This is a genomic window from Bradyrhizobium sp. RDM12 (genome assembly GCF_051917485.1).
Taxonomy (GTDB): Bacteria; Pseudomonadota; Alphaproteobacteria; order Rhizobiales; family Xanthobacteraceae; genus Bradyrhizobium.
Window position 1 is genome coordinate 3,417,762 of sequence record NZ_CM133064.1, and the last position, 21,864, is coordinate 3,439,625.

At 62.3% G+C, this 21,864-nt stretch carries 18 protein-coding genes and 5 pseudogenes; 15 read left to right on the forward strand and 8 right to left on the reverse strand.

The window, feature by feature from the left end:
- The first annotated feature begins 370 nt into the window (after nt 1–370).
- Nucleotides 371–1,196: pseudogene (locus tag ACTGJ9_RS16460) on the forward strand (ribonuclease HII).
- A gap of 31 nt (nt 1,197–1,227) precedes the next feature.
- Here ACTGJ9_RS16460 and ligD (ACTGJ9_RS16465) read toward each other — a convergent pair.
- Nucleotides 1,228–2,175, reverse strand: a complete 948-nt coding sequence (gene ligD / locus ACTGJ9_RS16465) for a non-homologous end-joining DNA ligase (protein WP_456678547.1) — start codon at nt 2,173–2,175, stop codon at nt 1,228–1,230.
- 261 nt (nt 2,176–2,436) lie between these two features.
- Here ligD (ACTGJ9_RS16465) and ACTGJ9_RS16470 point away from each other — a divergent pair, with 261 nt between their 5' ends.
- Nucleotides 2,437–2,637, forward strand: a complete 201-nt coding sequence (locus tag ACTGJ9_RS16470) for a hypothetical protein (protein WP_219685423.1) — start codon at nt 2,437–2,439, stop codon at nt 2,635–2,637.
- 15 nt (nt 2,638–2,652) lie between these two features.
- Nucleotides 2,653–3,075, forward strand: coding sequence for a hypothetical protein (locus ACTGJ9_RS16475; RefSeq protein WP_456677909.1), 423 nt, complete (start codon nt 2,653–2,655; stop codon nt 3,073–3,075).
- Between the two features lie 179 nt (nt 3,076–3,254).
- Here the strand turns inward: ACTGJ9_RS16475 and ACTGJ9_RS16480 are convergent, their stop codons facing one another.
- From ACTGJ9_RS16480 to ACTGJ9_RS16490, 3 genes are read right to left on the reverse strand one after another with little or no spacing between them, the layout of a single operon-like run.
- The gene (locus ACTGJ9_RS16480) at nt 3,255–3,818 is read right to left on the reverse strand and encodes an MOSC domain-containing protein (RefSeq protein WP_456677910.1); all 564 of its coding nucleotides are present in this window, start codon (nt 3,816–3,818) and stop codon (nt 3,255–3,257) included.
- A complete protein-coding gene (locus tag ACTGJ9_RS16485; RefSeq protein WP_456677911.1) occupies nt 3,818–5,497 on the reverse strand; it encodes a PHP domain-containing protein in 1,680 nt (559 codons plus the stop codon). The genes ACTGJ9_RS16480 and ACTGJ9_RS16485 overlap by 1 nt, the downstream gene beginning before the upstream one ends.
- Nucleotides 5,497–5,688 carry a hypothetical protein gene (locus ACTGJ9_RS16490; protein WP_456677912.1) on the reverse strand — a complete coding sequence of 64 codons (192 nt, stop codon included), beginning with the start codon at nt 5,686–5,688 and terminating at the stop codon, nt 5,497–5,499. Before ACTGJ9_RS16490 ends, ACTGJ9_RS16485 begins: the two co-directional genes overlap by 1 nt.
- Before the next feature lie 366 nt (nt 5,689–6,054).
- Between ACTGJ9_RS16490 and ligD (ACTGJ9_RS16495) the strand changes: the two genes are divergently transcribed.
- From ligD (ACTGJ9_RS16495) to ACTGJ9_RS16510, 4 genes are all read left to right on the forward strand, one after another.
- A complete protein-coding gene (gene ligD / locus ACTGJ9_RS16495; protein ID WP_456677913.1) occupies nt 6,055–6,945 on the forward strand; it encodes a non-homologous end-joining DNA ligase in 891 nt (296 codons plus the stop codon).
- Nucleotides 6,946–6,979: 34 nt separating this feature from the next.
- Complete coding sequence (locus ACTGJ9_RS16500) at nt 6,980–7,285, forward strand: hypothetical protein (RefSeq protein ID WP_456677914.1); 306 nt, start codon at nt 6,980–6,982, stop codon at nt 7,283–7,285.
- 162 nt (nt 7,286–7,447) lie between these two features.
- The gene (locus ACTGJ9_RS16505; RefSeq protein WP_456677915.1) at nt 7,448–7,651 is read left to right on the forward strand and encodes a hypothetical protein; all 204 of its coding nucleotides are present in this window, start codon (nt 7,448–7,450) and stop codon (nt 7,649–7,651) included.
- Nucleotides 7,652–7,727: 76 nt separating this feature from the next.
- Complete coding sequence (locus ACTGJ9_RS16510; RefSeq protein ID WP_219685431.1) at nt 7,728–7,913, forward strand: DUF3606 domain-containing protein; 186 nt, start codon at nt 7,728–7,730, stop codon at nt 7,911–7,913.
- A 44-nt stretch (nt 7,914–7,957) separates the two neighbouring features.
- Here the strand turns inward: ACTGJ9_RS16510 and ACTGJ9_RS16515 are convergent, their stop codons facing one another.
- Nucleotides 7,958–8,221 carry a hypothetical protein gene (locus ACTGJ9_RS16515; RefSeq protein WP_456677916.1) on the reverse strand — a complete coding sequence of 88 codons (264 nt, stop codon included), beginning with the start codon at nt 8,219–8,221 and terminating at the stop codon, nt 7,958–7,960.
- Between the two features lie 317 nt (nt 8,222–8,538).
- Nucleotides 8,539–8,778: a hypothetical protein gene (locus ACTGJ9_RS16520; protein WP_456677917.1), complete on the reverse strand. Its 240-nt coding sequence runs from the start codon at nt 8,776–8,778 to the stop codon at nt 8,539–8,541.
- 775 nt (nt 8,779–9,553) lie between these two features.
- Here ACTGJ9_RS16520 and ACTGJ9_RS16525 point away from each other — a divergent pair.
- The 6 genes and pseudogenes from ACTGJ9_RS16525 to ACTGJ9_RS16550 form a co-directional block, all read left to right on the forward strand.
- Nucleotides 9,554–10,515, forward strand: a pseudogene (locus tag ACTGJ9_RS16525) (ArdC family protein).
- Nucleotides 10,516–10,611: 96 nt separating this feature from the next.
- Nucleotides 10,612–12,729, forward strand: coding sequence for a ParB/RepB/Spo0J family partition protein (locus ACTGJ9_RS16530; RefSeq protein ID WP_456677918.1), 2,118 nt, complete (start codon nt 10,612–10,614; stop codon nt 12,727–12,729).
- Between the two features lie 165 nt (nt 12,730–12,894).
- Entirely contained in the window at nt 12,895–14,883 is a 1,989-nt protein-coding gene (locus ACTGJ9_RS16535; RefSeq protein ID WP_456677919.1) for a conjugal transfer protein TraG, read from the forward strand.
- 6 nt (nt 14,884–14,889) lie between these two features.
- On the forward strand, nt 14,890–15,315 hold the full coding sequence (locus ACTGJ9_RS16540; protein ID WP_456677920.1) for a ribbon-helix-helix domain-containing protein: 426 nt from the start codon (nt 14,890–14,892) through the stop codon (nt 15,313–15,315).
- Nucleotides 15,316–15,485: 170 nt separating this feature from the next.
- Nucleotides 15,486–17,007: pseudogene (gene istA, locus ACTGJ9_RS16545) on the forward strand (IS21 family transposase).
- A pseudogene (locus tag ACTGJ9_RS16550) lies at nt 16,985–17,305 on the forward strand (ATP-binding protein); the annotation flags it as partial. The pseudogenes istA and ACTGJ9_RS16550, both read left to right, overlap by 23 nt.
- 26 nt (nt 17,306–17,331) lie before the next feature.
- Here the strand turns inward: ACTGJ9_RS16550 and ACTGJ9_RS16555 are convergent.
- Nucleotides 17,332–19,410 (reverse strand): recombinase family protein, encoded by a 2,079-nt coding sequence (locus ACTGJ9_RS16555; RefSeq protein WP_456677921.1) that lies wholly within the window; start codon nt 19,408–19,410, stop codon nt 17,332–17,334.
- Nucleotides 19,391–19,861 carry a DUF5372 family protein gene (locus tag ACTGJ9_RS16560; RefSeq protein WP_456677922.1) on the reverse strand — a complete coding sequence of 157 codons (471 nt, stop codon included), beginning with the start codon at nt 19,859–19,861 and terminating at the stop codon, nt 19,391–19,393. Before ACTGJ9_RS16560 ends, ACTGJ9_RS16555 begins: the two co-directional genes overlap by 20 nt.
- 41 nt (nt 19,862–19,902) lie before the next feature.
- Here ACTGJ9_RS16560 and ACTGJ9_RS16565 point away from each other — a divergent pair.
- Both ACTGJ9_RS16565 and ACTGJ9_RS16570 read left to right on the forward strand, forming a co-directional pair.
- Nucleotides 19,903–20,446: pseudogene (locus tag ACTGJ9_RS16565) on the forward strand (ATP-binding protein); the annotation flags it as partial.
- Nucleotides 20,447–20,579: 133 nt separating this feature from the next.
- Nucleotides 20,580–21,482 carry an MFS transporter gene (locus ACTGJ9_RS16570; protein ID WP_456677923.1) on the forward strand — a complete coding sequence of 301 codons (903 nt, stop codon included), beginning with the start codon at nt 20,580–20,582 and terminating at the stop codon, nt 21,480–21,482.
- Nucleotides 21,483–21,864 lie beyond the last annotated feature (382 nt).

The window sequence follows — 21,864 nt, forward strand, 5'->3', positions numbered from 1 at the left end:
CATTTCGTCGACAGGCTAATGGTGGCCCGGCGGGCGGTGCGCGACGCCAGGAAAGGCGACAGAGGGCGAAGCCGAAGCAACGGGGCATAGGGCCGTGGACGAGGTTAAGCGGGCGCTCGGCTAGCGCGGCTAGCATGCCATCGCCATTTCTCTGTCGCCGGCATGACGTATTGGCCTTGCTCGGGATGAACACACCCGTTGGTTCCCTCTGAGGCAGATGGACGCGGTGTCAGTGGCGACGCGGAAGTGAAAGCGGGCCAGTTCCTTCGAGAGGGCGTTGCGCAGCCGATGAGGCGGTATAGGTACTTCAGACAATCGCCACAAAATTCACCGACACGCTTCCCTACAGACAGTCTTCACGAAGGGCGTTATGTCCCAGTATTCACTAGACGTATTGCGTCAGCGCTACATCGTCGAGAAAAAGACCGCTCGAGGCCAGCGTGGAGCAGATCTTGCGGGCCGACAGCCGCGCGGGAGCGCGTGCCATCCTGGCTGCAATCGATAAACGTCGCTTCGAAAATCGGTCCGAAGGGCAGCGCCTCCGCAAGATGCTCCGCTTCGAGACCTCGCTCTGGGAGAGCGGCCATTTTGCCGTGGCAGGTGTGGACGAGGCCGGAATGAGCCCTCTCGCCGGGCCCGTGTCCGCTGGAGCCGTGATCCTTAAACCAGGCACGCGGATAGTCGGGATCGACGACTCGAAAAAACTCGACGCCGCGGCTCGCGAAGAACTCGCGAAGGAAATCAAAGAAAAGGCAGAGAGTTGGTGCGTAGCATTCGTCGAGGTCGAGGAGATCGACGCAATCAACATCTATTGGGCAGGCATCCAGGCGATGCAGCAGGCGGTCCGGGGGCTAGGGTTGACGCCGCAGCACTTGCTGATCGATGCGAAGCGGTTGAAGGAAATCGACATCCCTCAGCAGGCAATTATTAAGGGCGATGCCAAGTCCGCCAGCATCGCGGCCGCCTCCATCCTCGCGAAAGTCGAGCGCGACAGGGTCATGCGGGCGCTTGACGTGCGTCACCCCGGCTACGGATTCGCTGATCACAAGGGCTACCCGGTGCCGGCTCATTATGAGGCTCTCGCCAGCCTTGGCGCATGCGCAGCTCACCGGCGATCGTTCGGACCGGTACGCAAGGCTCTCGGGTTGCCGCCCCTGCCGCCGTGGCCTTCGACATCCGAGCGCGAAGCCGGCTGAATTCTAAGTCGTATGCTTCGTCACAAGCGCATTATTTTCGCGAACGGCTCCTTTCGCGAACAACGTCCTTCGCGTTTTTGTCAGACCGCAGCCCGAGATAGACCGGCTGGCGCAGCTCGCCCTTGCTGGTCCACTCCGCGAACTTCACTTCTGCGACCAACGCAGGACGCACCCAGGTCGTGACCTGCTCATCCTTCACCTTGGCAGGGAACGGCGACTTGGCGGTCTTGAGCTTCACGAGCTTGCCGTGAAGCTCTTCGAGAGCCTGCTGGCTGAAGCCGGTGCCGACGTGGCCGATGTACTGCCAGGCGTCATCTTCGCGCACCGCTAACACAAGAGCGCCAAAGAACGGCCGGGTTCGCCTCGGCGCTGTGAAGCCGGCAATCACGACCTCCTGCCGCTGCGTGGTCTTCACCTTCAGCCAGTCCGCGGTCCGGCGTCCGGACGCGTAGGGGCTGTCGGCGCGCTTGGCCATAATGCCTTCGAGATGTCTCCGTTCGGCTTCTGCGAAGAACTTTGTGCCATTGCCTTTGCGATGGTTGCTGAACGCGATCAGCTTGTGACGGGGCAGGATGGCCTTGAGCCGCTTCTTGCGCTCGAGGAGCGGCAGCGCACGCAGATCCTCCCCGCCTGTGAACATGAGGTCGAACGCACAGTATAAGAGCTTAGCCTCATGGCGCAGGGCGTTCTGAAGCAACTGGAAATGGGATACGCCGTCCTTTCCGATCGCAACCAGCTCGCCATCGATGACAGCGTCCGCCTTCACGCCTTCAAGTGCTTTCGCGACCTCGACATAGGAGTGGCTGATGATCTTCCCGTTGCGACTGTAGAGTGCGACCCGACCACCCCGGATTTCCGCGACCATGCGAAAACCATCGAATTTGTCCTCGAAGACCCAATTGGGATCGTCGAAGGCCGAATCTGTCAGCGTGGCCAGCATGGGCTGCAGGCGGCGAGGCACAGTTGATTTTCGAGCCATGGCTGGACGACGGGAAGAGAGATGGGCGGGAACGAGTGGAATGTATCGTGAGTTCCGTGCGACACTTGAAGAAGATGGCCCGGCCCAGGTCAAAAAGCCAGGGCGTGCAACGTCACCGGGTGCGTTGCCTGCGCTCTGAGCGGCCTTTGTGACAATTCTGCTCGCCAATTCGATGCTGTACTTGGGGCGAAGTTTAACATTCCTGAATCCACAAGTCGGCAAGACCGGTTAGGATGGGGTTTTCCCTCTTGGGGGCACCTCATGTTCGACACGGCAACCACCGCGCTTTTGCGCGCGGTCCTTGATGAAGTCTGCGAATGTGTCTCGCAGCGCGAGATCGGCGCACGGACCCACGTCGCCTCGAAAATTCTGGAGGCCGCTACCAGGGGCGAGATTTCTCCGGAGGCTCTTAAGCAGGTCGGTCGCAATGCCCTCTCGCACGCGCCCACGATGTGGCGCTGATCGGGAGGAGCGGGCGTGAACCTCCAGGTGACCGTCCTCAAGATCCTGGTGGCATATCCGGATGGGTTTGCCGTGATGGAGGACCTCAAGAGGGACATGGCGATCCTGGCGACCAGCGGTCGCGATTGGGCGGATCGAACCAGGCGCCTCGCGGCGCGGGTTCCGGATCTCGACATCTGGTCACAAGGGCTGGCCGAACGCACCAGCGGCGGTTGGAAGATCACGTCCAAAGGACGGGTGGCGCTTGAGTTCATGGAAGCCCGCCCTGCTGCACCCGAGCCGAGCCAGGCGTCGGTGGTCGAGGAGACTACAGCTGCAATGGAGGTCGCGACGGACGTTCCTCCTCTGCGGCAGGCCGCCGATCGTGCCAAGCGTCGCCGCGAGCGCCGGGAGCGTCGCCGTGAGGCCCGTGAACGAGCGAGGGCGAATGCCTCTTGAGGGACGGTCGAGCCAAAGAAAAAGCCGCCAGCGAAGCTGGGCGGCTTGATAGTCCCGGACCGTCGATCGATTCCCCAGCCCCACGCGTACCGCCGTTACCTTGTTTGCGGCCATGCCAGCCCAATCTACCGAGCGCTTTTCGATTCGGCCATCGATCGGCCGAGTTGTACGCCGGGCTCTTACAGCGCCGGCAACGTTTCAAAGGAGGTGGACGGTAGGCGCACCCGCGCGGTGTCGCCGGCCGCTACCGCTCCACCGGCCCGAACCACTCCCAGCACCCCGCATTTGAATGGAGGCCCCGTTTCCGCCGATGACAGCACGTGCCTTTTCAGGCCGGCTCGGAAACGGTCGATCAGGACACAGGGCGTCCGGAGGCCGGTCAACTCGATGATCGCCGTGGGCCCGAGCTCGATCAGCGTCCCGAGCGGCATCAGTTTGAGGTCCGGTCCAGCCGTGGTGATGTTCTCACCGAGGTCTCCCGCTGCGACCGCGAACCCAGCTTCCCGGAGGTGCGCCAATCGCTCCGATGCGATCAGGTGGACCTGCCGCAAATTGGGAAGCCGGGGGCGACGACGGGCGAGGTATCGGTGCCTGACAAACGGACCGGCGTGGGCGTCACCTTCGACACCATGGCCTTCCACCAGAACGATCTGATCCCGTGGCGGCTTGCTGAAGTGGTGCCCGCGATCGGCAGTAACCGAAATCACCCTTCCCTCAAGCGAAAGGTCGAGCGGGTGCGACATCAGGCAGCGCGGGCAAGCGAACGCCGCCTTTGGCGCAGGTAGCGTGCGATTTCGGGAAGCGGCATCGCGTTCAGGACCCGGTCGGCGGGTACGCCGCCCTTGCGAGCCATCTCGACGCCCCAGTGCATGTGGTCGAGCTCGGGAATCGAGTGCGCGTCCGGATTGATGCTCAGCATGCAGCCGAACTCGAGCGCAGCCCGGTGCCAGCGCCAATCCAGGTCGAGGCGCCATGGATGCGCGTTGATCTCGACAACTACGTCATGCTTTGCACATGCCCGAAGCACCTTCTCGATGTCGATCTCATAGCCCGGCCGCCGCTGCAGCTGCCGCCCGGTCATGTGGCCGATGATGGTAGTGTGAGGATCGGAAATGGCCCGAAGCAGGCGCTGGGTCTGCGCCTTGCGGTCCAGCTTGAAACGGCCGTGGATGCTGGCGACGACGAAGTCGAAACGTTCAAGCACCTCGTCGTCGTAGTCGAGCGACCCGTCAGCCAGAATGTCCGACTCGATGCCCTTGAGGATCCGAAAGTCCTTGCCGAAGCGCTCGTTCAGGCGGTCGGCTTCCCGGTGCTGCTGCGCGATCTCTTCGAGGGAGAGACCGCCGGCGTAATGGGCGGACTTGGAATGGTCGGCGACGCCAAAATACTCGAAGCCGCGCTGACGGGTCGCCTTCGCCATGGTCTCCAGGGTCTCTGTCCCATCGGAAGCATCGGTGTGGCAGTGCAGGATTCCGCGCAGGTCCTTGTCGGTCACAAGCTTCGGCAACTTGCCCTTCAAGGCCAGCTCGACCTCGCCGCGGCCCTCCCTGAGCTCGGGATCGATGAAGGGCAGCCCGAGAGCCTGGTAGATGTCAGCCTCCTCGCCGGCGATCAGTGTGCGGCCCTTGTGCAGACCGTGAGCGTCCAACCGCATGCCCTTCTCGGCGGCCAAGGCTTGGAGCTGCTCGATGTGAGCGGCGGAGCCGGTGGCGAAGAGAAGGGCGGCGCCGAAATGTTTGCGGTCGGACACCCGGACTTGCAGTCCTTCGGACGATGGCATCGCTGTCTCGTCCGACTTGGCAGCCTCCGCAACGATGGCGAGGTCGGCGACGAGTTCGCAGCCTCGACGGAAATCGCCAGCGATCGTCACGCGCTTGAGTTCGGGGCGTGCCTTGCGAATGGATTCCTTCGCGTGCGCTAGCAAGGCGGCGGCTCGGTGCAGGTGAAGGCGGCCTTCTCCGCTCTTGGCGATTGCGAGATTTTGCAGGATCTTGGTCTGCAGCGCGGCACCGAGTCCTTTCGCCTTCTTGATGCGATCGTCCTTGGCGGCGGCCTCCAATTCCGCGAGGGAGGTGATACCGAGATACTGGTAGAGCCGCAGCACCTTCTCCGGACGCAAACCCGGTACAGCCAGCAGCTCAAGCACGCCCCCGGGGATCTCCTTCCGCAGCTTTTCGAGGCTGGGATGATTGCCCGTCTTGTGAAGCTTGGTGATGATGTCGCCTATCGCGTCGCCGACGCCCGGGATCTCCGTAAGACGGTCTTCGGCGATGAGCACGTCCAGAGGAACGGCAAGGGTCGCCAGGCTGTCTGCGGCTCGCGAGTAGGCTTTCGCCCTGTAGGGATTGCCGCCTCGCAGGGCGGTACGCTGCGCGTACTCTCGCAGGAGACTTGCTACACCGCGAGTGTCGAGCGAAGGCATCAGCGAGCCTCCCGGTCGACGCTTTGCGGCGCCGCCGAAGTAAGGCGACCGCCGGAGCGGCCACTTGGCTGGCGATTGAGAGAGCTCTCAAGCTCCTGGGCTGCGCGGAAATCGTTCAGGTGCTGGATATTGGGGCCGTAGGCAGCTTCCTTCTTGAGGAGATTGTAAATCCGCCCGGCCACCAGCTGCATGTGCTTCATCCTGCCTCTCGGCATGGATCTCGCTTTGCAGAGAGCTCGCACCGCGTAGGCCCGAAAGTAATCGAATGCGTCTGACATGCAAGGTAAACGCCCGCTATCGACCGGAGTTCGATGCGACAGGGATTGGCCTTTTTGGCACTGCACTAAACGCGGGCCGGGTCGCTCATATTCGAAAGCTTGAGAACCAGCGAGGTCGTAGGAACTCCTCGCCACCTTCGAAGTTGCGAGACTCGTTGAGTAAGGTAGGTAAACTGCCCGCCACCGGCCCCAACCCGGCGGCGGGTTTTTTGTGAGTTGCGTAGCGTGGCGAAGCGTACAAGAGCGGCGCCTCCGGCCGAGAAGCCAGAAGCTCCTCAGATGCCGGGGTTCATCAGCCCCCAACTGGCGACCCTGAAGCTGAAGGCACCTTCGGGATCCCAATGGATTCACGAAATCAAATACGATGGGTACCGCATCCAGCTCCGAATCGACGGCGACGATCGCCGGGCCTACACCCGCAACGGCTATAACTGGGTCAGCAAGTTTTCGAGAATAGCTGCCGCCTTCGATATCGAGGGGCAGGCCATTGTCGACGGCGAAGTCGTCGTCATCCATGAGGGTCGCACCAATTTCTCCGAGCTGCAGGCGGACCTCGGCAGAGGCGACCAGGACCGCCTGATCTTGTTCGCGTTCGATCTGCTGTGGCTCGATGGCAAGGATTTGCGCAAGGAGCCGCAGCTTGAGCGGAAAAGGCTGCTCAAGGAGTTGATCGAGGAGCACAGGCTCCAGGAGCCCATCTTCTTTAGTGAACACCATGAAGGGGACGGGCAGGCGCTGTTCGTTGCCGCCAGCAAGTTGAACTATGAGGGCATCATCTCAAAGCGCGTGGATGCGCCGTACCGATCGGAGCGGGTCGAAGCCTGGCAGAAGATCAAGGTCGTTCAGAAGGGCAAGTTTCCCGTGGTCGGTTTCATCAAGGACCCATCTGGCGTGGCCGCACTCTATCTGGGCAAGAAGGAAGGCAAGGATCTCGTCTACATGGGGAAGGTCGGCACGGGATGGAGCCGGACCACTTCGGCGCATATCCGCAAGGCGCTCGATACCGTAGTCAGCCCGAAGCAGAGGCTGACGAAAACCATAAGGAAGCCGAAGGCGACGTGGGTCGAACCCAAGTTCTATGCCGACATCGAGTACCGCGACATCACCTCCGAAGGGCTCCTTCGAGCCAGCTCGTTCAAGGGACTGAGCAAAGGAACGGGCCGACCATAGCGGCGTTTTCCCGTGAGTATGTGGAGTACCGGTCATGGATCCGGAACGGCGAGTTGCGAAGGCCCTGGAAGACGCTCAGGGCATCCTGGCCCAATATGTCGAGCCTGGCCCCAGAGATTGCGAGCAAACCATAAACCAGCTGCTGGATGTGCTTGACGACGAGGCCGTCGTGCAGGCGCTCAAGGATCTGAAGATGGAAAAACCAACTGCAAAACAACTCGCCGAGCTCAAGAGGCTCAGCGCGATCGCTCGGGTGCCGGATGAATCGGAGATCGTCACTTCGAAGGAGGAAGCCGAGATCCGGATCCGCGACCTGAAAGACAAGGCTCGGATGGAATGATGCCTGAGAAGCCCGCGAATGGCGTGGAGCCCAACGCTCCGAGGACGACATTCAGAGCGATCAGCTGGGTCCGCGCGGCGTAACCGGCAAGGAAAGTCCGACGAGGATGACACCTCAGCTGGAAAAGAAGACGCCCGAGGACGTCGATCCCGGACATCCGGCATGAACTCGATGGACACGTTCGATCCCGATATGACGTGTCGCGTGCACGATGGTCTCAACGACCAGATCATCGAATGGAGCCCTCATTGGGCTTCGATGTACTGCGAGCATGCGTCGAGATGGGATGACGGCGTCATTTCCTGGGACGGTCTGCTGCTCGATGGATGGGCGCCAATCGTCCATGGTCATCCTTGTGGCCACTGAGATGCGGCCTACAAGGAACGGAACCCGTGAATCCTTGCTGCGTTGCATTGCCATCACTTCTAAAGAGGAGGAGCCGATGGCCGCAGCGAAGAAGAAGACCGCGCGTGGACGCAAACAGGATCGCGCCCGGGTCGCGAAAGGGCAGGACCACGAAGTCCGGTATGAAGCACAGAAGACTGGCCGCTCGGCCTCTGCGGTGAAGAAGGCCGTCAAGAAGGTCGGTAATTCCCGCAAGCGCGTGGAGAAAAGGCTGGCCCGCTGATATGGAAAGCCGGGCTGGCATTTTTGGGTCGAGCACCAGCCCTTCTAATCTGGAGGGCACTCCGGGCAGGTGTCGCCAATCGAGTCGAGCAAGTCGCGAACCTCGGCCACCGCTGCATCGGGGGAGACGCCTGCCGGCGGGGCGCCGCGGGCGATGTCAAAGGCCCGTTCCCGTGCATGGGGATCGGCGCGATCCTGCATCCAACCGTGCTCCTCGCACTCGCGGATAGCGCCCGCTTCCTGAAGCACGTGGACCGCCCAACCGCGCAGGGTGCGGATCGGCGGCCGTCTCTGCTTGGTCATCAGCATTCAAAGGTTCTCCCACGCTGAGACGAATCGTTTAGTCCCGCAGACGTTCCCCATCGCTATGGCCGGGTGCTCGGGTGGGCAAGAACGAACTGAAAAAGCCGTTTTCCCGATGCTTCAGACGTCCGAGCTCAGGTGGTCGCTCCTTGTCCGTTTTGCGCGTGCGGCTGTCGCCGCACCGGGCTCTCGTGAACCGAGCCGCGCAGCGTCTCGGCCTTGCGGCTTCGATCCCTCGCGCACGAGCAGATCACGCTTTGCGGGCAGAAACGAAAAACCGGACCTTTATGCAGCAGCCACCTGCACAAAGGTCCGGCCTTATCTTAGCGTGCCGCGATACCGAACGGCTGCAAAGGACGCTTCATGTCCTTTGGAAGGTCTCGCTTTTCATCCGGGTTGCGACCCGGAGGCGGCACTAGATCAGTAGCCGATACGACTACTTCTTTTTCTTTGAAGTCTTCTTTGCCACCTTCTTGGTAGCTGCCTTCGCGGTCTTCTTTGCCTTCTTCGCTTTCTTGGCCATGTCGTCCTCTGTAAGAATTGGCTCTAGTGAACATGCTCACGCTGTGCATAGACATGCGCACGAGTGAGACGGTATCACAAAAGCAAAATTGATACCAAGGAGACGTGAAGCCGTATTGAGTCGCTCGCCGGAGGCACTCGCTCTCGGGTCGCGCCGTCATTGCATTCCGGCGTCGCTATCACTGCCCGAGCTCGGGCGTCCTTTTAACCGGTCTCACGACTGCACTCGGTCCCGGGTCCCGCCGCTACGCGTCGGCGCTATGCTGACCCTCCTGCGGGTGCCTCTTTCGCCGCGTCCGGGAGTGATCTTCGCTTTCGCTCGGCCCATAGGCCTCCCTTCCATAATTGTGAGATTCCTGTGAGAATGCCGGGCGGTTCTCGTATCATTGCCTGCATCACGTTCGCTCAGGTTTTGGCGCGCGCGGCCGGGGCCGCACCGGGCTCTCGTGAACCGAGCCGCGTAGCGTCTCGGCCTTGCGGCTTCGATCCCTCGCGCTAGGCCTTTGGTGCTCCTCGCCGGGGGCACTCGGGAAAGGGGCCCGCCTGCGGCGATCGCTATCACTGCCCCGTTCCCGGGTGCCCTTTTAACCGGTCTCGTCGCTGCACTCGGACCCGCGTGCCCCTTCGGGTCGCTATGCTCACGCTCTCCGGGTGCCATTTTCGGTTGAGGCGATGCGCCCCTGGGCGCACGCCTGGTCGGGCCCGAGCCCCAGATAGATGGCGCTCGAGGCCCAGAGTAAGAGTGCAGGCTGGGTTTTTTCGTGACGGGTTGCAAGCTGCGAGAGAGGCTCGTGGCGCCCGTCGCGGAGACCCGCGATGTCAAACCTTACTGCTTGCGCGCGCGTCGGCCAGGACCGGTCGAACCTCTATAACGAGATCACCGACAAGATCATTGCCGAGCTTGAGGCCGGACGCGTCCCCTGGGTTCAGCCCTGGGGAGGGCGGCGGCGAAAGCGCCGCTGGCCATGCCGAAAAATGCGTCGACAAACCGGCAATACAGTGGCGTTAACATCCTCATCCTCTGGGGAGTCGTGATCGAACGCAGATTTACCGGGCAAAGTTGGCTCACATTTCGTCAGGCGCTCTCGCTTGGCGGCCACGTTCGCAAGGGAGAGCGAGGCACCACAGTCGTCTACGCTGATCGTTTCGTGCCGGATGACGAAAAACGGCGCGCTGCGGAGACCGGCGAAGACGCGCAGGCGATTCCATTCCTCAAACGATTTACCGTATTCAACACCAATCAGTGCGAAGATCTGCCCGATGGTATTGCCACCGCTGTGCCGCCACCGCCGGCTGGCCTCATCGAACCCACGGTCGACGCCCTGATCAAGGCCAGTGGAATTCCATTTCGGATCGGTGGAGATCGCGCATTCTATGCAACAGCCGAAGACTATGTTCAGGTCCCGCCGCCGCAGGCCTATTTCGAACCCATCAACTGGCACCGCACAGCATTGCATGAGCTCGGTCATGCGACCGGGCATCCCTCGCGGCTCAACCGCGACCAGAGCGGATCCTACGGTACCAAGAAATATGCCTTCGAAGAGCTGGTCGCCGAATTGAGTTCCGCGTTCAGCTGCGCGTCGCTCGGGATCGTCCCCACCGTGCGTCATGCCGACTATATCGGCTCCTGGCTTGAAGTCCTGCGCGAAGACAATCGCGCCATCGTGCGGGCCGCCTCGCAGGCGAGCAAGGCCGCGGACTATTTGCTCGGCTTCGTTCCCGGGTCCATTGAGCCCGCGTCGCTGGATTCGGCTGTCGCCGATCAGGAGGCTGCGTGATGCTTGGCCTCGTGCGAGAGTGAGAGGAGGGAAGGCTGTTCGCGACGGGTTGGAAGCCGAGAGAGAGTCTCACGGCCCCCGTTGTGGAGAGCCAAAATGACGAAAGCCGTACAAAAGATCACGCTGTCGCCTTCCCGGGATATTCCTTTCAACAAGCTCGTGCTCAGCCAGTCGAACGTTCGCCGCGTCAAGGCCGGTGTCTCGATCGAACAGCTGGCCGAGAGCATCGCGCAGCGTACGCTTCTGCAAAGTCTGAGTGTCCGGGCCGTCGTTGATGCAGATGGGAACGAGACTGGCATGTTCCAGGTGCCGGCGGGCGGCAGGCGCTATCGCGCTCTCGAACTCCTGGTGAAACAGAAGCGGATGTCCAAGACGCAGGCGGTGCCGTGCGTCGTTCGCGAAGGGGGCATCGCCGAGGACGATTCAGTGGCGGAGAACGACGAGCGGATCGGCCTGCATCCGCTTGATCAGTTTCGGGCCTTCCAAACTCTCCGCGATCTCGGCATGACCGAGGAAGACATCGGCGCGCGCCATTTCGTGAACCCGGCGATCGTCAAGCAGCGCCTTCGCCTGGCGTCGGTCTCGCCGAAGCTGCATGAGGTCTATGCCGAAGACGGCATGACGCTCGAACAGCTCATGGCGTTCTCGGTCACTGCCGATCACGCCCGTCAGGAGCAAGTCTGGGAGAATGTCAGCCGTTCGGGTTATGACGAGCCATACCAGATCCGCCGTATGCTCACCGAGAACACCGTGCGCGGGTCCGATCGCCGGGCGCAATTTGTGGGTCTTGATGCCTATCAGCACGCTGGTGGCGGCGTTCTGCGGGATCTGTTCGAGCACAACGAGGGCGGCTGGCTTCAGGACGTCGCCTTGCTTGATCGTCTCGTCACGGAAAAGCTCAAAGCCGAAGCCGAGACGATTGCAGCCGAAGGCTGGAAGTGGATTTCGCTCGCCGTCGAATTTCCCTACGGCCACACGGAGGGCCTGCGCGAAATCGACGGCAAACCTGTCGATCTTTCCCCGGAGGATCAGGCCACCATCGACGCCCTCAACGCGGAGCAAGCCAAGTTTGAATCCGATTATCAGGATGCCGACGAGTTGCCCGAAGAGGTGGATCAGCGTCTCGGCGAAATCGAGACGGCACTGTTGGCGTTCGAAGACCGGCCGATGATCTACGATCCGGCCGAGATCGCCCGGGCCGGCGTCTTCGTCAGCATCGATTCCGAAGGGCGCCTCTCGGTGGATAGGGGTTACGTCCGGCCGGAGGACGATTTGTCGGCAGACGATCCTGAGGTCGGACATGCCGACGACACCCAGTCGATCGAGGGGAAGGCGGCTGGTACTTCCGTCGAACGCGCGATCATCGCGGTGGCTGGCGGCGCTGCTGACGCGGAAGAAGACGATGAGGACGACACGAAACCGTTGCCGGATTGGCTGATCACCGAGCTGACGGCGCATCGGACGCTGGCGTTGCGGGATGCGCTGGCGGAAAATCCTGCGATCGCGTTCCAGGCGGTGCTGCACAACTTCGTGCTGACGGCCTTTTACCGGTTCGCATCGTCCGGGAGCTGCCTTGAGATCGGCCTTCGGACGCCGGCCCTTCCGGCTCAAGCGCCTGGCTTGAGGGAAAGCGCGTCGGCGAAGGCCGTCGAGGCGCGGCATGAGTCCTGGAAAGCACGTTTGCCGAAGGGCGAGAACGATCTCTGGGATGCGCTCACGGCCCTCGATGACGCCGCACGGGCGTGTCTCTTCGCGCACTGTGCGTCATTTGCGGTCAACGCGCTCTATGAGCCGGCCAACCGGTACAATCAGGGCCGCGTCTCCGCCCATGGCGTCCGCACCCGGCTCGACCAAGCGGATGTGCTCGCACGTGCCGTCGGCCTCGACATGGTTCAAGCGGGGTGGAAGCCCTCCGTCGACAACTATCTCGGCCGGGTCACCAAGCCTCGCATCCTGGCGGCGGTGCGGGAAGCAAGAGGCGAGTCTTCCGCGCAATTGATCGACCACCTGAAGAAGGCCGACATGGCCAAAGAGGCGGAGCGTCTTCTCGATGGTTCGGGCTGGTTGCCGGAGCCCCTGCGTCTCGTCGATCCCAATGCGGCGTCAGGGGAGCAGGAGAGTGAAACGGGCCCGCTGCCCGAATTCCTCGGCGATGACGAGGATCGGGAGAACGCAAGCGACGATGTTCCGCAACAGCTCGATGCGGCTGAGTGAGGTCTAGAACGGGATGGCAGTGGCCGTCCGGCAATTGGTTGGGGGCCGGTGTGCCGCGCCGGTCCCCATTCTTATGGGCGAGGAATGAGAATGGGGCTTTGGCCGCAAGCGCGACCTTGGCCTCTAGCATTCTCTCCAATGCAGTTGAGCAAAGGACTTTTCCAGATGTCCGGAACGAAGATCCTCTGGGGACAGGTGATCGTTGTCGGCCTGATCGTCTTGCTGGCCATTTGGGGCGCGACCGAGTGGACGGCTTGGCGGCTCGCCTGGCAACCAGAGCTTGGGCGGCCCTGGTTCGAACTGGCGGGCTTCAAGATCTATTACCCGCCGGTCTTCTTCTGGTGGTGGTTCGTCTTCGATGCCTATGCGCCTCGGGTCTTTGTCGAGGGCGCCTTCATCACGGCATCAGGGACCCTGGTTTCCATCGCGGCGGCGATCGGGATGTCGGTCTGGCGCGCCCGCGAGGCCAGGAACGTCGAGACCTATGGTTCGGCGCGCTGGGCTGATGCGGAAGAGGTTCGTGCGGCCGGACTTTTCGGTCCGGATGGCGTGATATTGGGCAAGCTCGATCGCGACTACCTCCGCCACGACGGACCGGAGCACGTGTTGTGTTTCGCACCAACCCGGTCCGGCAAAGGCGTCGGTCTTGTCGTGCCTTCGTTGTTGGCCTGGCCGGGCTCGGCCATCGTGCACGACATCAAGGGCGAGAACTGGCAACTGACCGCCGGCTTCCGCTCGCGATACGGCCGCGTCCTGTTGTTTGACCCCACCAACCCAAAGTCCTCAGCCTACAATCCGCTGCTCGAGGTCCGGCGCGGGGAATGGGAGGTTCGCGACGTCCAGAACGTGGCCGATGTCCTGGTCGACCCCGAAGGCTCGCTCGATAAGCGAAACCATTGGGAGAAGACCAGTCATTCGCTCCTGGTCGGCGCCATACTCCACGTTCTCTATGCCGAGGCGGATAAGACCTTGGCAGGCGTCGCCGCTTTCCTGTCCGACCCGAAGCGGCCGATCGAAGCGACGCTGAAGGCGATGATGACCACCGCGCATCTTGGCGACCAGGGTGCCCATCCCGTGGTCGCCTCGACCGCCCGCGAACTCCTCAACAAATCCGAGAACGAACGTTCTGGCGTCCTGTCCACCGCGATGTCGTTCCTTGGGCTTTACCGCGATCCGGTCGTGGCGCAGGTGACTTGCCGTTGCGACTGGCGGATCACCGATCTGATTGCAGATGGCCGCCCTACGACGCTTTACCTGGTGGTGCCGCCCTCCGATATCTCGCGGACCAAGCCATTGATCCGCCTGGTGCTGAACCAGATCGGTCGACGGCTGACCGAGGACCTGCATGCCCGCGACCGCCGGCATCGCGTCCTGATGATGCTCGACGAGTTCCCGGCACTTGGGCGGCTCGATTTCTTCGAGTCCGCCCTCGCTTTCATGGCGGGGTACGGCATCAAGAGTTTCTTGATCGCGCAGTCGCTCAATCAGATCGAGAAGGCCTACGGGCCTAACAATGCGATCCTCGATAACTGCCACGTCCGCGTCAGCTTTGCGACCAATGATGAGCGGACCGCGAAGCGCGTGTCCGATGCGCTCGGTACGGCGACCGAGATGAGGGCCATGAAGAACTATGCCGGTCACAGATTGAATCCCTGGCTGGGGCACCTGATGGTCTCCCGTCAGGAGACTGCAAGGCCGCTGCTGACCCCAGGCGAGGTCATGCAGCTTCCGCCAATGGACGAGATCGTCATGGTGGCAGGGACTGCCCCGATCCGGGCGAAGAAGGTGCGCTACTACGAGGATCGGCGATTCACGGAGCGGGTTCTGCCGCCGCCTGATCCGGCGACGGTCGGCCGATCATCGCGAACGGACGGATGGTCAGCGCTCGGGACGTTGAAGCTGACGGGAGGTCCAACTGACAAGGCCGCGGAGGCCGAAGAAGACACGGCGAACAGCGGGCTCCGTCGTGAGCCCGAACTCCCCGATCACGTCGCGATCGCTAAGGAAACAACCGAGCCGACGCCGGCAGAGGAATTTGCCGCCGTTCTTGACGACGACGAGGATGCGGTCCGCCAGTCCCGGCTCATACGCCAACAGATGCGTGGTGTCGCGCGTCAAGTCGCCATGGACCCGAATGACGGTATGGAGCTCTGAGGCAATATGCGCGACCGGATGAACGTCTATTTCCCGCCAGAGCTTCTGAAACAGATCTCGGAGCTCGCCGACCGCAAGAAGCTTTCCCGGTCCGCGATCGTGGAAACGGCTGTCGCTTCGTTTCTCTCGCCCGACGGAGAGGACAGGCGGGAAGCCGCATTTGCCCGTCGTCTGGACCGGCTATCGCGTCAGATGCAGCGGCTGGAGCGTGACGTCGGCCTGACGGCCGAGACCCTTGCCCTGTTCATCCGCTTCTGGCTGACGATTACGCCACCGTTGCCCAACGATGCGCAGGCGGCCGCGCAGGCAAAGGGCAGGGAGCGCTTTGAAGGATTTGTCGAGGCGCTTGGACGCCGGCTGCAGAAAGGGCAGAGCTTTCTGCGGGAGATTCCGGAAGATATCCGCCGTCAGGAACCGGCCGAAGAAACCTGAATCGAACCATGTAGACCGGTCATTTTGCCGGCTTTTCCTTTTTCTACGCCAGCCCACCTGTGTTTCGGCATGGAATAAGGACCCCGTTTTCGGGGTGATCGGCATCCAATCGGGACCCCGGGATAAGGGTCCACAGTGGCTTCCATCGAGTCATGGAAGCCGAGGTTGGGATGCTGGTGGTGGAGACGATTGGTAAGATCCGTCGCGCCTACTTTGTTGATGGTCGTCCGATCAAGGCGATCTGCCGAGAACTTGGCGTATCGCGGAAGGTGGTTCGCAAGGTCATTCGTTCTCAAGCGACGGAGTTCCGGTATGAGCGCGAGACGCAGCCGCTCCCGAAGATGGGTGCCTGGAGTGCCGAGCTTGACCGGTTGCTGGCAGGGAATGAGAGCAAGGCGGCGCGGGAACGGCTGACGCTGATCCGGCTATTCGAAGAGCTTCGCGGCCTGGGTTACGCCGGCGGCTATGATGCGGTTCGTCGATACGCACGACGGTGGAGCAAGGAACGCGGCAGCTCGACAGCGTCGGCCTATGTGCCGCTCAGCTTTGCACCAGGTGAAGCCTACCAGTTCGACTGGAGCCACGAGGTCGTCCTGCTGAGCGGCACCACGGTGATGGTGAAGGCTGCTCATGTCCGGCTCTGTCACAGCCGCATGCTGTTCGTGCGGGCCTATCCGCGGGAGACGCAGGAGATGGTGTTCGACGCCCACGACCGGGCGTTCGCCCTGTTCAAAGGCACCTGCACCCGCGGCATCTACGACAACATGAAGACCGCCGTAGAGACGATCTTCGTCGGTAAAGGCCGTCTCTACAATCGCCGCTTCCTGCAGATGTGCAGCCACTATCTGGTCGATCCGGTCGCCTGTACGCCAGCGTCGGGGTGGGAGAAGGGGCAGGTCGAGAACCAGGTCGGGCTGGTCCGGGAACGCTTCTTCACGCCGCGGCTGCGGTTCAAAAACCTCGACGAGTTAAACGCCTGGCTGCTCGACAAATGCATCGCCTACGCCAAGGCTCATCGTCATCCGGAGCTGGCCGATCAGACGATCTGGGACGTGTTCGAAGCCGAACGCCCCAAACTCGTTCCCTATGCCGGCCGTTTCGACGGCTTCCATGCAGTGACAGCATCTGTCTCGAAGACCTGCCTGGTGCGCTTCGACAACAACAAGTACTCGGTCGCAGCCAGCGCAGTCGGACGACCGGTCGAGGTTCAAGCCTATGCCGATCGCATCGTGATCCGTCAGGACGGCCGGATCGTTGCCGAGCATCCGCGATCCTTTGGCCGCGGCGATACCGTCTACGACCCCTGGCATTATGTGCCGGTGCTCGCTCGCAAACCCGGCGCCTTGCGCAACGGTGCTCCCTTCAAAGACTGGGTGCTGCCGGCCGCGATCGAGCGGGTCCGGCGCAAGCTGGCCAGCACCGACGATGGCAATCGGCAGATGGTCGACATCCTCAACGCGGTGCTGACTGACGGTCTGTCCGCGGTGGAAGCGGCCTGTGCCGAAGCGCTCAGTCACAGCGTCCATTCCGCCGATGTCGTGCTCAATATCCTGGCCCGTCAACGTGAACCCGCCCCACCGGCCAACATCATGACGCCGGCCGCACTGACGCTGCGCCATGCACCGATCGCCGATTGTGCCCGCTACGACAACCTCCGGAGGACCATCTGATGGAACGAACCCAAATCTTTGACCTCATGGGCGAGCTCAAGCTCTACGGCATGAAGGCCGCCTTCGATGAGATCATGGCAACTGCGGTCAAGCGCCAGCACGAACCCCAGCGCATTGTCGGCGACCTGCTCAACGCCGAGATCAACGAGAAGCAGGCCCGCTCGATCAAGTACCAGCTCACCATCGCCAAGCTGCCGCTTGCCAAGGACATCGCCGACTTCCAGTTCGACGGGACGCCGATCAATCAGACTCTCGTCAATGATCTCGCTGGCGGCGGCTTCATCGCCCAGCAACGCAACGTCGTCCTGGTCGGCGGAACCGAGCCCGCTTCATAATGCTCACCTTTCTATCTCGTTAGAGTTCCAGTTCTTTTTGTAGCGGAGTGCCGGACGGCGGACGTCTCGAGGCGCCGCGCGGTGGCGGCTCGTTTGACGTCAGCACGCTCAAGATCGGCTGCTTTGATGATCCAAGGTGCCCCTTTGCAAAGCTGGCCCGCCGCGAGCTGGTCGTCCTTGATCAGACGTCGCACGGTTGATGGGCTGACGGAGAGGGCCGCGGCCGCCTCGTCCAGAGTGACCTCGCCGCGGTCGTGGCGCTCGCCTTCACGATAGGCTGCGACGTCGTTGTGGCTGCGCAAGCTGCACACTCGCGACTTGGTCCAGCCATTGCCGCGCCCCGTGGTCTTGCCGGAGCGGTTTAGCACCGACGCGATCGCTTTGTCCGGCATCTGCCGCGCCAGCACGCGCACGAGATCGACTGTCTCTCCCGCTGCGCTCCAGCGGTGCTGGCCGGAGCGATTCTTCTTGACCTTGAGAGCGGAGTGGTCACCGCCGTGCCAGCGGATCACCAGATCGAGCGTGGTGTCCTCGACGCGGACGACGATCTCGTCGATCAGCGTTCGCACGATCCGCTTGCGCGTCTCGGGGGCCACGCTGGCACTCGACCAAGCACGCTCCAGGTCGGCGCCTAGCGTCATCAGCCGCTCCCGGTCGGCAGGTGTGAGATCAACAGCGGGCGAAGCCGTCAGTGCGTCCAGCTCGGTCTCCAGATTGCGCGCGACCGCCAGCCGGTCATTCCATCGCTTTTCCAGCTCGGCGGCGACGAGACGATTGGCGGGATCGACGGCATCGTATTGGCGGCGCGCCCGCCCGACCTCATAGCGAGCCTGCTCCAGCGCCAGTTCGACTTGGCCGCGTTTGTCTTCGTTCGCACGGCTGCGCGCAGCCTGCGCGGCGAGTGCCGCCTCGATACCGAGCGGCTGCAGGCGCTCGACCACCTCGGCGGCCACGTCACGATCGATCCGCATGCCGCCGAACGAGATGCAAGGGTCACCGCCATGATTGTTGGCGCCGCCCCGACAATGGTAGCGACCGGTGTTGCCGTCCTTGCCGGAGTAGGCGACGTGAAGTTTGCGCCCACAATGGCCACAGCGCAGCAGGCCGGCGAGCAGAGCCTCACCTCGGCGCAGGGCACCGCGGCTCATCGGGTTCTTGCCGTTGGCGTTATCCGCAATCAGGCCGAGGTTCCTCTCATGGTCCGCCCAGCTCAGATAACCCTCATGATGGTTCGGAATCAACACCTCCCAATCCTTGCGCTCCCTCTTGAAGCCGCGAACCACCTTCTTGCGGCCGGCCTCGATGCTGATGCGGCTGCCAGTGCGCCCGAATGCATACGCGCCCGCATAGATTGGGTTGGTCAGAATGTGCAGGATCGTGTTGTAGACCGGCAGCTTCCACTCGACCAGGCGGCCTTCGGCGCCATAGGTGACGGCCGGCAGCGGAACGCGCTCGTGTCTGAACCAGAGGTGCACCTGACGCACCGACTGCATCTCGGTGAACTTGGCAAAGACGAGCGCAATCGCCTCGCCGACGCGCCGATCCGGGTCCTTCTCGATACGGTTGTGGCCGACCCGCACGTAGCCGACGGCGACCGTCATGAACAGCTCGCCCCGGCGCGCCTTCTGCTTCAGCGCTTCGAGCGAACGCTGGCGCAGTACCGACAACTCCATCTCGCTCATGGTACCCTTCATGCCGAGCAGTAGGCGATCGTTGGGCTGTCGCGGATCGTAGACGCCGTCCTCGTCGGCGATCAGTGTGCCGACGAGACCGCAGAACTCGAGCAGGGTGTGCCAGTCGCGACCGTTGCGTGCGAGCCGCGACGCTTCGATCGAGACCACGACTCCGACGCGCACCTCACAGATGGCGGCCAGCAGCTTCTCGAAGCCGGGCCTCGCGACGCCACCACCGGAGCGACCGAGATCGTCATCAATGACGGCAACATCGCTCCAGCCCAGCTGTCGCGCGCGCTCCGGCAAATTGTACTGACGGCGCTTACTTTCCAGGTTGTGGGCGACCTGATCAGGCGTCGACTGACGGATGTAGACGACGGCCTGACGGGCGAGGTGCTCAGGCGTGACCTTGCTCATGAGCGGCCTCCTCGTCTCTGCGGTTGGCGTGCCCGTCTCGATATTGGCGCCGTCGGCGAGGGCCTCGACCAGCAGCCTCTCGATCAGGCGGACGAGAGTGCTTCTCTGCGACGCCGGAATCGCGGGCGTCTGGCGATCCTCCTCGAACAGGCTTCGTTGCAAGTAGCGTCTTGGTTGCATGATCCCCTCCTTCACGCAGGGGCCGCGCCCCGCCTCGAGAGGCGATAAGCACATCGATCTGCGCCCGCAGCTCGACGAGCCTTTCGACAGCCAACCGAGGGCTTGCTGTGAGCGTTGCAGAGCGAGCAATATCCTCGCTCATCCAGGCCGGGATTAGGGCGAGTGTCCCGTCGGGCTGCACCACGACCAAATGGTCCTCGCCGGCGAAGCGCTTGCGGTGCTCGACCTGCACCATCTGCCCGGCCCGAGGATGGAACGGATAGAGGATCAAAACCTCGAACGCCAGACACCCGGCATTGTGACGCTGTCTCGACGGGCACCGGCAAGACCCATCTGGCCATCGCTATCGCGCGAAGCTGCATCCGATCCGGCGCCCGTGGCCGCTTCTATAACGTCGTCGACCTCGTCAACCGGCTCGAGACCGAGACCCGCAACGGTCGGCAGGGACGGCTCGCCGAGCATCTGACCCGCATGGACTTCATCGTTCTCGACGAGCTGGGCTATCTGCCGTTCGCGCAATCCGGCGGTCAGCTCCTGTTCCATCTCATCAGCCGGCTCTACGAGCGCACCTCGATCATTGTCACCACCAATCTTGCGTTCGGCGAATGGCCGAGCGTGTTCGGCGATGCCAAAATGACCACCGCGCTACTCGACCGATTGACCCATCACTGCGACATCGTCGAGACCGGCAACGACAGCTGGCGATTCAAAAGCCGCGACGATGTTCAAACAACCCGCGCTCGCGCCGTCTCCGCAACCCCGACCAGCTCCGACGACCCGAGCGCTACCAGCAGAGCACGCCGCTCAAAGGGGTCCCTTTGATGCCGATAGGGGGTCCCAGTCGAACGCCGATTGACACCACCCAATGAGCTGAGGAGCAGGAACGGCCAGCATGCAAATTTCCGGGGAATGGCGTCTCACCGCGCGCGTATTTCTTCCTTTTGCTGCCGGATCACTATCTTTCGTATCTGTTTCGAACGATCAATGACTTGATCGCCAGTGATCTCAGCCTGGATACAGGATTTGGGAGTGCAGGCTTGGGGTTGCTGTCGTCGGTCTATTTCCTCGTGTTCGCGGCAGCCCAGATTCCGGTTGGCATCCTGCTGGACTGCTTTGGCCCGCGGCGCGTCCAAAGTGTTCTGCTCTTGCTCGCAGCGGCGGGCGCCGGAATCTTCGCAGTATCGACAGGTTTCGCGTCGCTCCTGATCGCGCGCGCGATGATCGGGCTTGGCGTGGCGGCGGCGCTGACGGCCAGCCTGAAATCCATCGTCCTGTGGTTTCCCAGGGAACGGGTTGCCCTGCTTAACGGCTATATGGTCATGCTGGGCTCGCTGGGGGCGGTGACCGCTACGCCTCCTGTCGAGCACCTGCTCGCCTGGATGGGCTGGTGGCAGCTCTTTGGAATTCTGGCGGCTGCTACCGCCGGGGCAGCTATTCTCATTTACGTCGTGGTGCTCGAACAAGGCATTGTCCCTTCCAATGCGCTTGCCACCCTTGGCACTGTCTTTCGCGATCGGCGCTTCTGGCGAGTAGCCCCGTTGTCGGCGACGTGCGTCGGAACGTCCTGGTCGCTGCAGGGGTTGTGGGCATCGCCGTGGCTGACCGACGTCGAAGGGCTCGATCGCGCTGGTCTCGTCAGACAGCTCTTCGTGATGTCGATCGTACTGAGCGGCGGTGCTTGGTGGTTCGGGATGGCGGTCCATCATGTCAAACGAAGAGGCATCGGGGCGGAGAAGATATTAGGGCTAGTTGCGGTGCTGTTCATCGCAGCAGAGTCTGCCTTGATCCTGCGAGCGCCCCTACCCGCTGCCCTCCGCACTTTGGTCCATTTTTCTATCTGTTTCGGCGTGGGATCCGCCAGCTTGCAGGTCGATCGCTCATGCCGAAACTAGAACATATCAAGAACAAAAAGAATGCAGCAATTCCCGAACGAAAGCTGTTCTCGCCTAAAGAGCGGGTATCGCCTTCAGGATCTGAACCTCGCCAGGGGGTCGAACAAGGGGTGGTTTTCGGCAGCACATAAAGATGCTGCAGAGCTAGCCGGCTCGCCAATAACAAAACAGGGCTCGGGATTGTGGTTTCGCGATGCAGCAAACCTCCGCCACCGCGCCGAGCGCTCACGCCGGGCACGACAGCCCGCGGGACGCTGGGTTCGCAGCGTGCACCGGGCCATGGCGGTGACGGACTTCGCGTTGGCCCTTGGTCCCCTTCAAATATTCGAAATCCAGTTGCGGATCGGTATCGCTCCGACTTGGAGGAACGACAGCGATACGC